At 60.0% G+C, this 16,003-nt stretch carries 10 protein-coding genes and 1 pseudogene; 6 read left to right on the top strand and 5 right to left on the bottom strand.

Annotated elements, in window-relative coordinates; all coding sequences use genetic code 11:
• Together AC07RZ_RS16375 and AC07RZ_RS16370 are read left to right on the top strand one after the other, a co-directional pair.
• A pseudogene (locus AC07RZ_RS16375) lies at positions 1-2,366 on the top strand (ESPR-type extended signal peptide-containing protein); the annotation flags it as partial.
• Between the two features lie 96 nt (positions 2,367-2,462).
• Positions 2,463-3,353, top strand: a complete 891-nt coding sequence (locus AC07RZ_RS16370) for a YadA family autotransporter adhesin (RefSeq protein ID WP_494668712.1) — start codon at positions 2,463-2,465, stop codon at positions 3,351-3,353.
• A gap of 81 nt (positions 3,354-3,434) precedes the next feature.
• Here AC07RZ_RS16370 and AC07RZ_RS16365 read toward each other — a convergent pair whose 3' ends face one another.
• From AC07RZ_RS16365 to groES, 5 genes are all read right to left on the bottom strand, one after another.
• Positions 3,435-4,244, bottom strand: coding sequence for a MetQ/NlpA family ABC transporter substrate-binding protein (locus tag AC07RZ_RS16365; protein ID WP_144742709.1), 810 nt, complete (start codon positions 4,242-4,244; stop codon positions 3,435-3,437).
• Between the two features lie 59 nt (positions 4,245-4,303).
• Complete coding sequence (locus AC07RZ_RS16360; RefSeq protein ID WP_014007699.1) at positions 4,304-4,957, bottom strand: methionine ABC transporter permease; 654 nt, start codon at positions 4,955-4,957, stop codon at positions 4,304-4,306.
• Positions 4,947-5,996: a methionine ABC transporter ATP-binding protein gene (locus AC07RZ_RS16355; protein ID WP_144742708.1), complete on the bottom strand. Its 1,050-nt coding sequence runs from the start codon at positions 5,994-5,996 to the stop codon at positions 4,947-4,949. Before AC07RZ_RS16355 ends, AC07RZ_RS16360 begins: the two co-directional genes overlap by 11 nt.
• A gap of 396 nt (positions 5,997-6,392) precedes the next feature.
• Positions 6,393-8,048 carry a chaperonin GroEL gene (gene groL, locus AC07RZ_RS16350; RefSeq protein ID WP_092400799.1) on the bottom strand — a complete coding sequence of 552 codons (1,656 nt, stop codon included), beginning with the start codon at positions 8,046-8,048 and terminating at the stop codon, positions 6,393-6,395.
• Between the two features lie 155 nt (positions 8,049-8,203).
• Positions 8,204-8,497 carry a co-chaperone GroES gene (groES, locus tag AC07RZ_RS16345; protein WP_092400802.1) on the bottom strand — a complete coding sequence of 98 codons (294 nt, stop codon included), beginning with the start codon at positions 8,495-8,497 and terminating at the stop codon, positions 8,204-8,206.
• Between the two features lie 499 nt (positions 8,498-8,996).
• Here groES and AC07RZ_RS16340 point away from each other — a divergent pair, with 499 nt between their 5' ends.
• The 4 genes from AC07RZ_RS16340 (at position 8,997) to AC07RZ_RS16325 (ending at position 15,990) form a co-directional block, all read left to right on the top strand.
• The gene (locus AC07RZ_RS16340; protein ID WP_494668707.1) at positions 8,997-9,773 is read left to right on the top strand and encodes an APH(3') family aminoglycoside O-phosphotransferase; all 777 of its coding nucleotides are present in this window, start codon (positions 8,997-8,999) and stop codon (positions 9,771-9,773) included.
• A gap of 483 nt (positions 9,774-10,256) precedes the next feature.
• Complete coding sequence (locus AC07RZ_RS16335) at positions 10,257-11,741, top strand: efflux transporter outer membrane subunit (protein ID WP_494668706.1); 1,485 nt, start codon at positions 10,257-10,259, stop codon at positions 11,739-11,741.
• Between the two features lie 24 nt (positions 11,742-11,765).
• Positions 11,766-12,908: an efflux RND transporter periplasmic adaptor subunit gene (locus AC07RZ_RS16330; protein WP_494668705.1), complete on the top strand. Its 1,143-nt coding sequence runs from the start codon at positions 11,766-11,768 to the stop codon at positions 12,906-12,908.
• A 13-nt stretch (positions 12,909-12,921) separates the two neighbouring features.
• Positions 12,922-15,990, top strand: a complete 3,069-nt coding sequence (locus AC07RZ_RS16325; protein ID WP_494668704.1) for an efflux RND transporter permease subunit — start codon at positions 12,922-12,924, stop codon at positions 15,988-15,990.
• The last annotated feature ends 13 nt before the right edge of the window (positions 15,991-16,003 follow it).

Raw genomic sequence — 16,003 nt, 5'->3', positions numbered from 1 at the left:
GTGTCTCGTCGCTGTCGACATCGACATCCACCGGCATCGCTTCGCTGTCGACCTCGACTTCGACCGGCCTGAGCACGGCCAACAGCAGCGTCACTTCGCTGTCGACTTCAACCTCGACCGGCCTGAGCACGGCCAACAGCAGCGTCACTTCGCTGTCGACTTCCACCTCGACCGGCCTGAGCACCACCAACAGCAGTGTCTCGTCGCTGTCGACATCGACATCCACCGGCATCGCTTCGCTGTCGACCTCGACTTCGACCGGCCTGAGCACGACCAACAGCAGCGTGGCTTCGTTGTCGACATCTACCTCGACCGGCCTGAGCACAGCCAACAGCGGTGTCTCGTCGTTGTCGACATCGACTTCCACCGGCCTGAGCACGGCCAACAGCAATGTGAGTTCGCTGTCGACATCGACATCCACCGGCATCGCTTCGCTCTCGACCTCTACTTCGACCGGCCTGAGCACAGCCAACAGCAGCGTGGCTTCGCTGTCGACGTCTACCTCGACTGGTTTGAGTACAGCTAACAGCAATGTGGATTCCTTGTCGACATCTACCTCGACCGGCTTAAGCACCGCGAGCAGCAATGTGAGTTCACTGTCCACCTCGACTTCGACGGGCATCGCTTCGTTGTCGACATCTACCTCAACAGGTTTGAGCACGGCCAACAGCAACGTGGCTTCGCTGTCGACCTCGACTTCGACCGGCCTGAGCGCGGCCAACAGCAACGTAGATTCCTTGTCTACTTCGACTTCCACCGGCCTGAGCACCACCAACAGCAACGTGGCGTCCTTGTCGACCTCGACCTCCACAGGCATCGCCTCGTTGTCGACCTCGACCTCAACAGGGTTGAGCACCGCCAACAGCAGTGTCACGTCGCTGTCGACATCTACCTCGACCGGTTTGAGCACAGCCAACAGCAATGTGGATTCCTTGTCGACTTCGACCTCTACAGGATTGAGCACGACAAACAGCAATGTGACTTCGCTGTCGACCTCGACATCCACCGGCATCGCTTCACTCTCGACCTCGACTTCAACAGGGTTGAGCACAGCCAGCAGCAGCGTTTCGTCGTTGTCGACCTCGACTTCAACAGGATTGAGCACGGCTAACAGCAGCGTGACTTCACTGTCGACTTCAACCTCGACCGGCCTGAGCACCATCAACAGCAATGTGAGTTCGCTGTCGACTTCGACATCCAGCGGCATTGCTTCGTTGTCGACCTCGGCTTCAACCGGACTGAGCACGGCCAACAGCAGCGTCACTTCGCTGTCGACGTCAACCTCGACCGGTTTGAGTACAGCCAACAGCAATGTGGATTCCTTGTCGACGTCTACATCGACCGGCCTGAGCACCACGAACAGTAATGTCTCATCGTTGTCGACCTCGACTTCCACCGGTATCGCCTCGCTGTCGACCTCGACTTCGACCGGCTTGAGCACGGCCAACAGCAGCGTGACTTCGCTGTCGACATCCACCTCGACCGGCCTGAGCACAGCCAACAGCAGCGTGACTTCGCTGTCGACTTCCACCTCGACCGGCTTGAGCACAGCCAACAGCAACGTGGATTCCTTGTCGACCTCGACATCTACCGGCATCGCCTCGCTGTCGTCCTCGACCTCAACAGGGTTGAGCACGACCAACAGCAGTGTCACTTCGCTGTCGACCTCGACTTCCACCGGCCTGAGCACGGCCAACAGCAATGTGGATTCCTTGTCGACTTCAACTTCCACGGGGTTGAGTACGACCAACAGCAACGTGAGTTCGCTGTCGACATCGACATCCACAGGCATCGCTTCGCTCTCGACTTCGGCTTCAACCGGCCTGAGCACCACCAACAGCAATGTCGTTTCGCTGTCGACCTCGACTTCCACCGGCTTGAGCACAGCGACCAGCAATGTGGGCTCGCTGTCGACCGGCCTCTCCAACCTGCAGACATCGGGTGTCGCCAACTACTTCAAGGCTGACGGCAAGCAGGATGGCCTGGATGATGCGAAAGTAAGCGCCGGTTCGAATTCCGTAGCCATCGGCGCGAATTCGATCAACCAGTCGGTGGTTGGCACGGACCGGTCTAATGTGGTGTCGGTCGGTTCCTTCGGTAAAGAGCGGCAGATCATCAACGTCGCAGCCGGTACGGAAAACACCGATGCGGTCAACGTCAGCCAGCTCAATTCGCTGTCGACGTCGACCTCGACCGGGATCGGCTCGCTGTCGACCGGCCTGAGCACCACCAACAGCAATGTCGGTTCGCTGTCGACTTCGACCTCGACAGCCTTGTCGACCAACACCAGCAGCATCAATTCGCTGTCGACCGGCCTGTCCAGCACCACGTCGAACATCGGCTCGCTATCTACCGGCCTGTCCAGCACCACCAGCAACGTAGGTTCGCTGTCGACTTCGACCTCGACCGGGATTGCTTCGCTGTCGACGGGTATTTCTTCCCTGTCGACCGGACTGAGCCAGGTGTCATCGCTTTCCACTGGCCTGAACAACGTTACCAATGGCACGACTTCTTTATCGACAGCATTGAAACCTCTGGTCGACGGCAGCAATGCTGCCGCGGCCAATGGCGGCACCGTCGGCGCGACGACCATAGGCGGCGCCAACAGCAACGGCACGGTCCAGACCCGCGGCACCAGCGGCACGGCGATCAATAACGTGAACGCCGCCACCTGCAGCAACGTCAATGGCGTGGACGCCACCGGCACCGGCCTGTGTGCGCAGGCAACCAAGGATGGCGCCACGGCGATCGGCTCGAATGCCCAGGCGACCGATACCAACACTACCGCCGTCGGCTTCCGCGCCCTGGCTTCGCAAGCCGGTTCGGTAGCGATCGGCTACAACGCAAGGGCAATCGGCGATCCGACGGTAGCTATCGGCAACGATGCGCTGGCCTCGGGCAACGATGCGGTGGCGCTGGGCGCCGGCGCGCAAGCTTTGGCGAACCGTTCGGTAGCGCTGGGTGCGTATTCGATCGCGGACCAGGCCAATACGGTCTCGGTAGGCGCGGCCGGCAGCGAGCGCCGTATCACGAACGTCGCGCCAGGTATCAACCTGACCGACGCGGTGAACGTATCGCAGCTGCGCGACATACAAAACCAGATTGGCGACGTCAAGCGCATTGCCTACTCCGGTATCGCCATGAGCATGGCGGCGACGGGGGCGGTGATGCCGACCTTGTACGGAGGCGAGAAGGGCGTGGGCGTCGGTATCGGTTCTTACCAGGGTTACGCTGCGCTGTCCTTGCAGTTCAGGTCGGTCAGCAAGACTGGCAATAGCGCCTGGGGTGTTGGCGTCAGCTCGACGGGCCATAACACCGGCCTCAGCGTCGGCTACGGCTTGAGATGGCAGTAAGCGGTTTCCTGGCTGCGACGAGATAGGCCAGGACAAAAAAAAGCCCGCGCTGCCTATGCAACGCGGGCTTTTGCTTATGTATTACCAGGCTGGAATCACGGAACTCTTGAACTGGGTCACCACATATTGTTTGACTTCAGGGCTGTGGTAAGCCTTGACCAGCTTGGCTACCCAAGGCTTGTCCTTGTCGGCGCTGCGCACGGCGATGACGTTGGCGTAAGGACCCTTGGCGGCTTCGATGGCAATGCCGTCCCTGGTTGGATCCAGCCCGGCCGATTCGGCATAGTTGCCGTTGATCGCAGCCGCATCCAGGTCGTCCAGCGAGCGCGGCAGCTGGGCCGCATCGATTTCGACGATCTTCAGTTTCTTCGGGTTGTCCACGATATCCAGCGGCGTGGCTTTCAGGCCGGCATCCGCTTTCAATTTCAGCACGCCTTGCGCCTGCAGCAACAGCAAGGCGCGGCCGCCGTTGGTCGGGTCGTTGGGAATACCGACACGGGCGCCGGTTTTCAGGTCCTTGAGGGATTTGATTTTCTTCGAGTACACGCCCATCGGGAAAGTGATGGTGTAGCCGACGTTCACCAACTTGTAGCCGCGATCCTTGATTTGCGCTTCCAGGTAAGGCAGGTGCTGGTAGCTGTTGGCATCCAGGTCGCCGGCAGCCAGCGCGGCGTTGGGCTGGATATAGTCGCTGAATTCGACGATCTGGATATTCAAGCCATCCTTGGCGGCGACTTTCTTGACGATTTCCAGGATCTGCGCATGCGGACCGCCGGTGGCGCCGATCTTGACCGGCTTGTCTTGCGCGAAGACAGCGCCGACGGGAGCGGCGCCCAGGCTTGCGAACAGGCCCAAGCCTGCAAAAAATTGTACCAATTGACGACGATTCATTTTCTTCCTTTCAAAAATCACAGTGGATCCCGCACGGCAAATGCAGGATCCTTAAAAAATCAGCGATGGCTGAGACGGCGCACCAGGATGTCGCCCAGCGTCTGCACCAGCTGCACAAAAACGATCAGGATAACCACCACCAGCAGCATGACTTCCGGCAGGAAGCGCTGGTAACCGTAGCGTATGCCGAGGTCGCCCAGGCCGCCGCCGCCGATGGCGCCGGCCATCGCCGAGTAGCCGACCAGGCTGACGAAGGTAATCGTCAGGCCGGCGACGATGCCGGCGAAAGCTTCCGGCACCAGTACCTTGTAGACGATCTGCCAGGTGGTGGCGCCCATCGCCTGCGCCGCTTCGATCAGGCCGCGCTCCACTTCGCGCAGTGCGGTTTCCACCAGGCGCGCGATGAATGGGGCGGAGGCTATCGTCAGCGGCACAATCGCAGCGGCGGTGCCGATCGAGGTGCCGACGAAAAAACGCGTGAACGGTATCACCGCGACCAGCAAGATGATGAACGGCGTCGAGCGCACCGCGTTGACGATCAGCCCGGCGACGCGGTTGAACAGCGGGTGCGGCAGGACGCCGTCGCGGCCGGTCAGGTGCAGCGCTATCCCCAGCGGTACGCCGAGCAGGGCGCCGAGGATGCCGGAGATGCCGACCATCATCAGGGTTTCCCCGAACGACGACAAAAACAGATCGAGCATTTCAGATGACATGGTTCAATTCCTCTACGGTGACGCCTTGCGCGCTCAGGTAAGCCATGGCGGCGCTGATGTTTTCGCTGGTGCCGTTGGCCAGGATTGCCAGCGAGCCGAACGCCTGCCCTTGTATTTCATCGATCTGGCCGTGCAGGATATTGAAATCCAGGTCGAATTTGCGGACCGCTTCCGACAGCAGCGGCTGGTCGACCCCGGAGCCGGTGAATGCAAAACGGAACAGGTGGTCAGTGCCGCTGCCGGCGTCGCTTTGGGCCAGCCGCGCGCGCAGGCGCTGCAATACGCCTTGCGGCAGTTCCTGGGCAATCACGTCGCCGATCAGGGCGCGCGTGACTTCATGTTTGGGCGAGCGGAACAGTTCGAGCACTTCGCCATGTTCAATCACCTCGCCGGTTTCCATTACCGCCATGCGGTCGCAAATCATCTTGATGACTTCCATCTGGTGCGTGATCAGGACGATGGTCAGGCCCAGTTCGCGGTTGATCTTGCGCAGCAGTTCCAGGATGGAGCGGGTGGTTTCCGGATCGAGCGCCGAGGTGGCTTCGTCGGACAGCAGGACTTTCGGTTCATTGGCCAGCGCGCGTGCGATGCCGACGCGCTGTTTCTGGCCGCCGCTGATTTGCGCGGGATAACTGTCCTTGAGCGCGGTCAGTCCGACCAGTTCCAGCAGCGGCGTGACTTTTTTGGCGATCTCGCTTTTGGACAAGCCCGCCAGTTCCAGCGGCAACGCGATATTGTCGTACACGGTGCGCGACGACAGCAGGTTGAAATGCTGGAAGATCATGCCGATTTCGCGCCGCGCGCCGCGCAGCTGTTCGGCGTCCAGTGTGGTCAGGTCTTTGCCGTCGACCACGATGCTGCCGGAAGTAGGGCGGTTCAGCAGGTTCAGGCAGCGCACCAGCGTGCTTTTGCCGGCGCCGCTGCGGCCGATGATGCCGAAGATCTCGCCCTTGCGTATCGACAGGTTAACGTTGCGAACCGCATCGACCGGCCCGCGCGCGCCATTGAAGCGCTGGGTGACTGCTTTGATTTCTATCATCTCAGAATGAAAAAAGGCAGCTGATTGCATAAACATCAACAATCTCGCCGCCGTTATGTATTTTAATAGCTGCTTATTTTATAAGCGTTTGTGAAGCATGGGAAGGAACATTTAAGCATGGCGTTATTACCATCGTGTCTATACAAAGACAAACACCGCAGATGCAGTTAAATAGGGTCAGAGTTGAATTGTTGACCGGTCAACAATTCAACTCTGACCCTATTTAACGGACCACGGGGCGCAGTGTGCGCGCAACAACCATTCTTTCTTCGATCATCATCAATTGCCCCCACAATAAAAAAAGCCCACGACGGATAACCATCGCAGGCTTTTTCAAAACATGAGAACAGATGTTTTGTCAGGGCCGGAATATCCCGGCCCGCCAAAATTACATCATTACATCATGCCGTCCATGCCACCCATGCCGCCCATACCACCCATGCCGCCTGGCATGCCGCCGCCAGCCGATTTGTCTTCTGGCAGTTCAGCAACCAGTGCGTCGGTAGTCAAGATCAGGCTGGCAACCGATGCAGCGTTTTGCAGCGCCGAACGGGTAACCTTGGCTGGATCCAGGACGCCCAGCTCAACCAGGTCGCCGTAAGTGCCGTCGGCTGCGTTGTAACCGTAGTTACCCTTGCCAGCCAGGACTGCGTTGATCACAACCGATGGCTCGCCGCCAGCGTTGAATACGATCTGGCGCAGCGGCTCTTCGATCGCGCGCAGCACGATCTTGATGCCGGCTTCCTGGTCGGCGTTGTCGCCTTTCAGGTCCTTGACTGCAGCACGTGCGCGCAGGAATGCCACGCCGCCGCCTGGAACAACGCCTTCTTCAACTGCTGCGCGGGTTGCGTGCAGAGCATCTTCAACGCGTGCTTTCTTTTCTTTCATTTCAACTTCGGTTGCAGCACCAACGCGGATCAGCGCAACGCCGCCGGCCAGCTTGGCAACGCGTTCTTGCAGTTTTTCACGGTCGTAGTCCGAAGTTGCTTCTTCGATCTGCGCACGGATTTGCTTGACGCGAGCTTCGATGGTGATGGCTTCGCCGGCGCCGTCGATGATGGTGGTGTTTTCCTTGCTGATTTCGATACGCTTGGCTTGGCCCAGTTCTGCCAGGGTAGCTTTTTCCAGCGTCAGGCCGACTTCTTCAGCGATCACTTGGCCGCCGGTCAGGATAGCGATGTCTTCCAGCATGGCTTTACGACGGTCGCCGAAGCCTGGAGCCTTGACAGCTGCGGTCTTCAGGATGCCGCGGATGTTGTTCACAACCAGGGTAGCCAGCGCTTCGCCTTCGACATCTTCTGCGATGATCAGCAGAGGACGGCCGGACTTGGCGACTTGTTCCAGGATCGGCAGCAGGTCACGGATGTTCGACACTTTTTTGTCGAACAGCAGGACGAACGGGTTTTCCAGGGCAACAACCTGTTTTTCCTGGTTGTTGATGAAGTATGGCGACAGGTAGCCGCGGTCGAATTGCATGCCTTCGACGATGTCCAGTTCGTTTTCCAGCGATTTGCCGTCTTCGACGGTGATCACGCCTTCTTTGCCGACTTTATCCATTGCCTTGGCGATGATGTCGCCGATGTCGGTGTCGGAGTTAGCCGAGATCGAACCGACTTGAGCGATTTCCTTGCTGGTGGTGGTTGGCTTCGACAGTGTCTTGATTTCAGCGACGATAGCGACAACAGCCTTGTCGATGCCGCGCTTCAGGTCGGTAGGGTTGAAACCGGCGGCAACGTACTTGAAGCCTTCGCGCACGATGGCTTGTGCCAGCACGGTAGCGGTAGTGGTACCGTCGCCGGCGTTGTCGGAAGTCTTGGAAGCAACTTCTTTCACGAGCTGCGCGCCCATGTTTTCCAGCTTGTCTTTCAGTTCGATTTCTTTCGCAACCGAAACACCGTCCTTGGTCACGGTCGGCGCGCCGAAGCTGCGTTCCAGGATGACGTTGCGGCCCTTAGGACCCAGAGTTACCTTGACGGCGTTAGCCAGGATGTTGACGCCATTGACGATCTTGGCGCGTGCTTCATCGCCGAAAACTACTTGCTTTGCTGCCATGTTTGATTCTCCTATTAAGACTCATTGCGGGACAGAGCTGCCCGGGTAGGGTTTAAGAGTCGCCGCCGTGCGACGAATTACTCTGTCCCCAACTGATCAGATAAAACCGTGAAATTGCAGAGACTGTCTATTGATAGCCATCCGAATCGGTCGGATTACTTGCCTTCGACTACGGCAAACAGATCTTCTTCGCGCATAACCAGCAGTTCCTGGCCGTCGATCTTGACAGCTTGACCGGAGTATTTGCCGAACAGGACGCGATCGCCAACCTTGACTGCCAGCGCACGGACGTTGCCGTTTTCCAGAATCTTGCCGTTGCCGACGGCCAGGACTTCACCTTGATCCGGCTTTTCAGCAGCAGCTTCCGGCAGCACGATACCCGATGCGGTTTTGGTTTCTTGGTCGAGACGCTTGACGATAACGCGATCGTGCAAAGGACGAAGATTCATATGTGACTCCTTAAGATTCAACAGGTTATTTGTATTTGCAGCAATATCGCAGCAAAGTAAACTGACCGCTCTGCATTGCCTTGTTATTGCATGCGAGTGACTAGGTCGAGGAGATTGTTAGCACTCTCTCCTAACGAGTGCTAAGTATAGGGACGCTCCGTCGATTTTTCAAGCCCGCATTCGGGTTCGCCGGATAATCCGTCGAAATTCACTCAAGTTTGAACGTGGTTCACCTGATCCTGAATTCCCCTATGGCTAGCCCTTGAGCAACGTCCTTCTATCCAAGTACGGCAGCTAGCAACACTAAACATCCACGAAAATATTTGAGTAGCCGCACCGGACTGATTCTTTATCAATATTGTTTTTTTATAACTATTGATGTTTAATTGCCACCATGGATTTCCTTCTTTTTCATTGAAAATAATTTTGCGATCGTGATTTCGAGCCCATGTTTAATGGGAGACGGCGATCAAAATCGATTAGATTTCTCGATCTGCGCATGAGCCTCGACCTGCCTTCCACCATTCGCCGCTTCATCGGCGATGCCGACTTGATAACCGACAAGATCGGGGAATCTCCCTGTGCGGTGCACGAGTTCCGGCGCGGCGGCGAGCGCTTCTTCCTGAAGTCTTCGCCGGCGGCCTATGCCGATACCACCTACAGCGTGCGTCGCGAAGCACAGGTGCTTGATTGGCTGTCTGGACGCCTGCACGTTCCAGAGGTGGTTGCCACTGCCGAGCGCGATGGCGAGGCGTTCATGGTTACGCGGGCGGTGCCAGGGCGGCCGCTGGCCGCCTGCATCGCTGCCGGCCGGCCTGTTTCGACGCTGTTCGGCGAAGCGCTGCGCAAGCTCCAGCAAGTATCCGTGTCCAACTGCCCATTCGATGCCAGTGTGCCGGTGCGTCTGCGAGAACTGGACATCTTGTTAGCGAAGAACCTGATCGATCCCGACCACGACCTTGATGCCTGGCCGGGGCTGGACACGCCAGCCAAACTGGTCGCCCACCTGCGGGCTCACGTGCCGCGTCCGGATCCGGTGTTTTCGCACGGCGACCTGTGCGGCAACAACGTTTTCGTCGATGCGCGCGAACGGCTGTTCTTCATCGATCTTGGCCGCGGTGGCATTGCCGATCGTTGGCTGGACATAGCCTTCGCCCACCGCGAGCTGCGCGACCAGGCCGCCGAAGCCAAGGCCGAGACAATCATGGCCGCGCTCGGCGAGCCCGACCAACCGGATAAACGCCGTTATTTCGAGCAGTTGGACGAGCTGTTCTAATTCCCCAGTCTTCATGATCGGTTAATGATCGTGCAAAAAAATCGGGCATCATGCATGGCGCTGCCCCGAAGCACCTGCCTTCCACCGTATTTCCGGCATCCGCCGGCGCCTGGTTCCACACCGCGGAAGCGGTATGGCACTTACTAAACAGGGTGGAAGCAAGTTATTATTGCTGCGCAGAAATTTCGCGATGTATCTGTAGTAGATAAATTGATATTTTTTTGCTGTTATTTCTTGCGATTCGGTCCGATTGCATTTCATCCCGTGTTTTAGTCGATTGATTCCCACGATTCTGCAGCTTGTCGCAATCGCATACCCGGCAGCAATTTTCCTCTTTACAGTGTCGATACACACTGTACATTGGAGAGTTGCAGCAAATAATCACAGACAGAATCACAGACAGCGCCATACCCAGTAAAGCAGCTAAAACAATTAAAAATCCCGCATTTGGGAGCCCCTCAAAAAATCATGTAAGGGAAAAGGATGCGTTTATTCAAGATGCTCGGCAGCGTACCCCTGCTGTCGGTGATCGCCGGTTGCGTTGTCGGGCCTACCTACCAGGTGCCCACGCCAGCTACCTCATCACAAGCGGTGCTGCCGCAATTTCAAAGCGCTTTGCCGAAGCCGGCGGGCGCTGATGGCGCGACTGACCTGGCGCACTGGTGGTCGCAATTCGACGATCCGCTGGTAGCTGAGCTGGTCGCCACGGCCGAGGCCAGCAATCCCAGCGTGGCGCAGGCGCTGGCGCGCATTGCCCAGGCGCGCGCCACGGCGGGTTCCGTCGGCAGCGCGCTCTATCCTTCGGTGGCCGCCGACGCCAGCAGCACACGCAGCAAATCTCTCTCAGGCACGACCGGCAACCTGGGCAGCGCCAGCATCATCACCACCAACAGCACTGCTACCTTCGACGCCAGCTGGGAACTTGACCTGTTCGGCGGCAAGCGCAAGACGGCCGAAGCCGCCAACGCGCGCGTATTCGCCCGCAATGCCGACTGGTACGGCGCCAAGGTGTCGCTGGCGGCGGAAGTCGGCAGCACCCTGGTGAACTACCGTGCCTGCGTGGCCACCGCGGCGATGCTGACGCAGGACCTGAAGTCGCGCGAACAGACCGCCCAGCTCACGGCGCTCAAAGTCAAGGCTGGATTCACCGCGCCGGCAGACGGCGCGCTGATCAACGGCTCCACCGCGGATGCACGGCAAAAACTGGTGGTGCAGCGTACCGAGTGCGACCTTGATGTGAAGGCGCTGGTGGCGCTGACCGACATTCCCGAACCTGCCTTGCGCGCCAAGCTGGCTGTCAATGAGCGGCTGCCGACGCCACGCGGTTTTGTGGTCGAAAGCGTGCCGGCGCAGGCTCTGTCGCAGCGGCCTGACATCGCTGTCGCCGAGCGCGAGCTGGCAGCGGCCAGCGCCGAGATCAATGTCGCCCAGGCCAACCGTTATCCGAGCATTTCGCTGCTGGGCAGCATCGGCGTAGGCGGCTTCCGCTTCGACGGCAGCAGCTCCCGTTCCGACACCTGGTCGTTCGGTCCTTCGCTCAAATTGCCGCTGTTCGACGCCGGACTGCGCAAGTCGCAGGTAGACCTGGCGCGCGGCCGTTATGACGAGGCATATGCCGGCTACCAGTCGCAGGTGCGCAGCGCGGCGCGCGAAATCGAAGAAGCGCTGGTGCGCCTGGATGCGGCGGCGCGGCGTGAAGACGATGCGGCGCTGGCGGCGCGCGAGTATGAAAGCTACTTCCACGCCAACGACGACAAGTTCAAGGCCGGCAGCGGCAGCCTGTTTGAACTGGAAGATGCGCGCCGCACCTTCCTGGCTGCGCAACAGACCCAGATCAGCGTGCAGCGCGATCACGTGGCGGCCTGGATCGCCCTGTACAAGGCTTTGGGCGGCGGCTGGCGCAACCAGGCGGAGCAGGCGGCCTTGCCGGCCACGCCTGCCGCAGCGTCAAACTCCGAACGTTCTTAATATAGAAATGTAAAGAAGAGAGTCATGAAAAAGCCATCTTTGAAACTGACAGCAATCGCGGCGCTGGTCGTCGTCATCGGTTCTGCCGCGGTCTGGGCCACTACAGGAAAAAGCGGCAAACCTGCCGACAAGGAAACCAGCAAGCCTAAAGCTTCGCTGACCATCACTACCACCAAGGCGCAAAGCGCCGACTGGCCGATGACCTTGTCGGCCAACGGCAGCGTCGCCGCCTGGCAAGAAGCGGTGGTCGGCAGCGAACTGGGCGGCTTGCAGCTGGCAGAGGTAAGGGTCAATGTCGGCGATGTGGTCAAGCGCGGCCAGGTGCTGGCGCGTTTCAGCAACGACAGCGTAGAGGCCCAGGTGGCCCAGCAGAAGGCTGCCGTGGAAGAAGCGCGCGCGGCCTTGTCGGAAGCGGACGCCAATGCCGAACGGGCGCGCTCGCTGGTCAACAGCGGCGCCTTGAGCGGGCAGCAGACTACCCAGTACGAAGTCGCCGAGCGCAGCGCCAAGGCGCGCCTGCAGTCAGCCCAGGCCAGCCTGGAAATGCAGCAGATCCGGCTGCGCCAGACCCAGGTGCTGGCGCCCGACGACGGCGTGATTTCTTCACGCACCGCAACGGTTGGTTCGGTGGCGTCGCAAGGACAGGAACTGTTCAAGCTGATCCGCCAGAACCGCCTCGAATGGCGCGGCGAAGTGAATGCCACCGACCTGCTGCAGATCAAGGTCGGCCAGGCAGTCAAGCTGCGCGTCACGAACGGCGTGGTGGTGGATGGCAAGGTGCGCATGGTGGCGCCGACCGTCGATCCGCTCACGCGCAACGGCCTGGTGTATGTCGACCTGCCGGCGCCGGGCGACGTCCATGCCGGCATGTTCGGCACCGGCCAGTTTGCGCTGGGTTACGCCGCGGCGCTGACCTTGCCGCAGAGCGCAGTAGTGATGCGCGACGGCTATAGCTACGTTTACCAGCTGGGCAAAGATGACAAGGTGATCCAGACCAAGGTCACCATAGGGCGACGCATTGGCGACCGCATCGAAGTTGCCGGGGGCGCGAACGGAATCACGACGGCGATGACGCTGGTGGAAAAGGGCGCAGGATTCCTGGCCGACGGCGACACCGTGCGGGTGGCGCCGGAAAACAAGCCGGCGGCACCGCTGGCGATGAAATAAGCGAGGACCGGCCATGAATTTTTCCGCGCTATCCATCAAGCACCCGGTTCCCGCCATCCTGCTGTTCATCATGCTCACCGTCATGGGGCTGATGAGCTTCAAGGACATGCTGGTGCAGGATTCGCCCGATATCGATTTTCCCTTCATTTCGGTGACCACCAGCCTGCCAGGGGCTTCTCCTTCGCAGCTGGAAACCGAGGTGGCGCGCAAGATTGAAAATTCGGTCGCCACCGTCACCGACATCCGGCATATCTACACCACCATCAACGACGGGGTAGTCAACACCCAGATCGAATTCCGCCTGGAAAAGGATATCCAGGAAGCGATGGACGATGTGCACGACGCGGTCAACCGCGTGCGCAGCGATTTGCCCAGCGACGTCCGCGATCCGGTTTACGGCAAGGCGAGCACCTCGGGCCGGCCGATCATCACCTATACCGTCAAGTCCGACCAGCTCGATGAAGAAGCGCTGTCCTGGTTTGTCGACAACGATGTTTCCAAGGCCCTGCTGTCGGTCCCCGGGGTCGGCAAGATCGACCGCGTCGGCGGCGTCAACCGCGAAGTGCTGGTGGAGCTGGACCCGGTACGGATGGCGGCCCTGAACGTATCGGCGGCGCAGATTTCGCGCCAGCTGCAGCGCGTGCAGCAGGAGGCGCCGGGCGGCAAGGCCGATATCAGCGGCGCGCGGCAATCGGTGCGCACCATCGGCACGGTCGGCAACGTGGCGGAAGTCGCCGCCTTGCAGATGGCTTTGCCGGACGGCCACGTGATCCGCCTGGACCAGGTCGCCAAGGTAACCGACGGCATCGGCGAGCGCACCGCGCTGACGCTGCTGGACGGCAAGCCGGTGGTCGGCTTTGAAATCACGCGCAGCAAGGGCGCCAGCGAAATCACGGTTTCCAACGCAGTGCAGAAAGCCGTCGCGACGCTGAACCAGAAGGCGAGCCACGTCAAGATCGAGGAAGCGTTCAACAACGTCGATGCGGTCAAGGAAAACTACGCAGGTTCGATGTCGCTGCTGTACGAAGGCGCGCTGCTGGCGGTGCTGGTGGTCTGGTTCTTCCTGCGCGACTGGCGGGCGACGCTGGTGGCGGCCGCCGCGCTGCCGCTGTCGATCATCCCGACCTTCATGGTGATGAAATTCCTCGGCTTTACCCTCAACGGCGTGACCTTGCTATCGCTGGCGCTGGTGATCGGGATCCTGGTGGACGATGCGATTGTCGAAATTGAAAACATCGTGCGCCACCTGCGCATGGGCAAGACGCCGTACCAGGCCGCGCTGGAAGCCGCCGATGAAATCGGCCTGGCGGTGGTGGCGACTACTTTCACCCTGGTCGCGGTATTCCTGCCGACGGCGTTCATGAGCGGCATCGTCGGCAAATACTTCAAGCAGTTCGGCTGGACCGCGGCGATCGCGGTCACCACCTCGCTGGTGGTGGCGCGTTTGCTGACGCCGATGATGTCGGCCTACCTGCTCAAGCCGCTGATGCACAAGGAAAAAGAAAGCCGCATGATGACGACCTACATGGCGGTCGCTTCCTGGTGCATGCACCACCGGCTCAAGACCATGGGCATGGCGGCAGTGTTCTTTATCCTGTCGCTGGCCATGATCCCGTTCCTGCCGACCGGCTTCATCCCGCCCAGCGACCGCGGCCAGACCCAGGTCACACTGGAACTGCCGCCTGGCAGCGTCCTGGCGGAAACCCGTGCCAGCTCTGAACAGGCGCGCCGTTTGCTGATGACCAACAAGAATGTCGCCCAGGTCTACAGCGCCATCGGCGGCGACGAGGCGCGCCGTTCGACCTTGACCGTGCTGCTCAAGGATCCGCCGGAGCGCAAGCAGAAGCAGACCGAAGTCGATAGCGAATTGCGCAAGCTGCTGACACAGTTGCCTGGCTTGCGGTTTACCGTGGGCGGCGGCGGCAACGGCGAAGAATTGCAGCTGCTGCTGTCGGGCGACGATCCGCAGGCGCTGGGCGCCGTGACGCGCGCCATCGAACGCGAAATCCGCACCATACCCGATCTTGGCAACATTACGTCCAGCATCAGCCTGGTGCGGCCGGAAATCATCGTCACGCCTAACTTCGCCAAGGCTGCGGATCTCGGCGTCACCGCGTCGGCCATCGGCGACACCTTGCGCATCGCCACCTCCGGCGATTACGACCAGTCGGTCGCCAAGCTGAACCTGCCCGAGCGGCAGATTCCGATCCGCGTGCGTTTGCCGGAAGATGCGCGGCATGACATGAGCGTGCTGGAGCGCCTGGCGGTGCAGGGCAAGAACGGCAATGTGCCGTTGAGCTCGGTGGCCGACATCCGCTTCGACAGCGGCCCGGCGCGTATCGACCGCCTCGACCGCAACCGGCGCGTGATCATCCACGTTGAGCTGAACGGCCATGAAATCGGCGATGTGATGTCGAAGATCAACGAGCTGCCAAACCTGAAGAACCTGCCGCCCAACGTCAAGCGCGGCGAGCTGGGCGACGCCGAAATCATGAAGGAACTGTTCTCCGGCTTTGCGCTGGCGATGCTGACCGGCGTGCTGTGCGTGTACATGGTGCTGGTGCTGCTGTTCAAGGGCTTCCTGCAGCCGGTGACGATCCTGGCGGCGCTGCCGTTGTCGATCGGCGGCGCGTTCGCGGCCTTGCTGATCACGCATAATTCGTTCTCGATGCCGTCGCTGATCGGGTTGCTGATGCTGATGGGGATCGCGGTCAAGAATTCGATCCTGCTGGTGGAGTACGCCATCGTGGCGCGCCGCGACCATGGCATGAGCCGTTTCGAGGCACTGATGGATGCCTGCCACAAGCGGGCCCAGCCGATCGTCATGACTACCATCGCCATGGGCGCCGGCATGCTGCCGATCGCCCTCGGGCTGGGTGCGGATTCCAGTTTCCGCGGACCGATGGCGATTGCCGTCATCGGCGGCCTGGTGACGTCGACTTTCCTGAGCCTGCTGGTGATTCCGGTGGTGTTCACCTATGTCGACGACCTGCTGGTCTGGGCCGGCCGCAAGTTCCGGCGCAAGCCGGGAGAGAGCGTGGCGCATATGGTGGCCAGCAAGCTGCACATTACCGAAACCTGATCGGAACATGATC

The organism is Collimonas sp. GW821-FHT07E08 (assembly GCF_059418905.1).
Note: the sequence above shows the minus strand (reverse complement) of the source record. Positions and strands in the feature narration are given on the sequence as shown.

Excerpts from the sequence above, each read along its gene's own strand:
- AC07RZ_RS16365 (WP_144742709.1), bottom strand. The coding sequence starts at position 4,244 with ATGAATCGTCGTCAATTGGTACAATTTTTTGCAGGCTTGGGCCTGTTC.
- AC07RZ_RS16360 (WP_014007699.1), bottom strand. The coding sequence starts at position 4,957 with ATGTCATCTGAAATGCTCGATCTGTTTTTGTCGTCGTTCGGGGAAACC.
- AC07RZ_RS16355 (WP_144742708.1), bottom strand. The coding sequence starts at position 5,996 with ATGATAGAAATCAAAGCAGTCACCCAGCGCTTCAATGGCGCGCGCGGG.
- groL (WP_092400799.1), bottom strand. The coding sequence starts at position 8,048 with ATGGCAGCAAAGCAAGTAGTTTTCGGCGATGAAGCACGCGCCAAGATC.
- groES (WP_092400802.1), bottom strand. The coding sequence starts at position 8,497 with ATGAATCTTCGTCCTTTGCACGATCGCGTTATCGTCAAGCGTCTCGAC.
- AC07RZ_RS16340 (WP_494668707.1), top strand. The coding sequence starts at position 8,997 with ATGAGCCTCGACCTGCCTTCCACCATTCGCCGCTTCATCGGCGATGCC.
- AC07RZ_RS16335 (WP_494668706.1), top strand. The coding sequence starts at position 10,257 with ATGCGTTTATTCAAGATGCTCGGCAGCGTACCCCTGCTGTCGGTGATC.
- AC07RZ_RS16330 (WP_494668705.1), top strand. The coding sequence starts at position 11,766 with ATGAAAAAGCCATCTTTGAAACTGACAGCAATCGCGGCGCTGGTCGTC.
- AC07RZ_RS16325 (WP_494668704.1), top strand. The coding sequence starts at position 12,922 with ATGAATTTTTCCGCGCTATCCATCAAGCACCCGGTTCCCGCCATCCTG.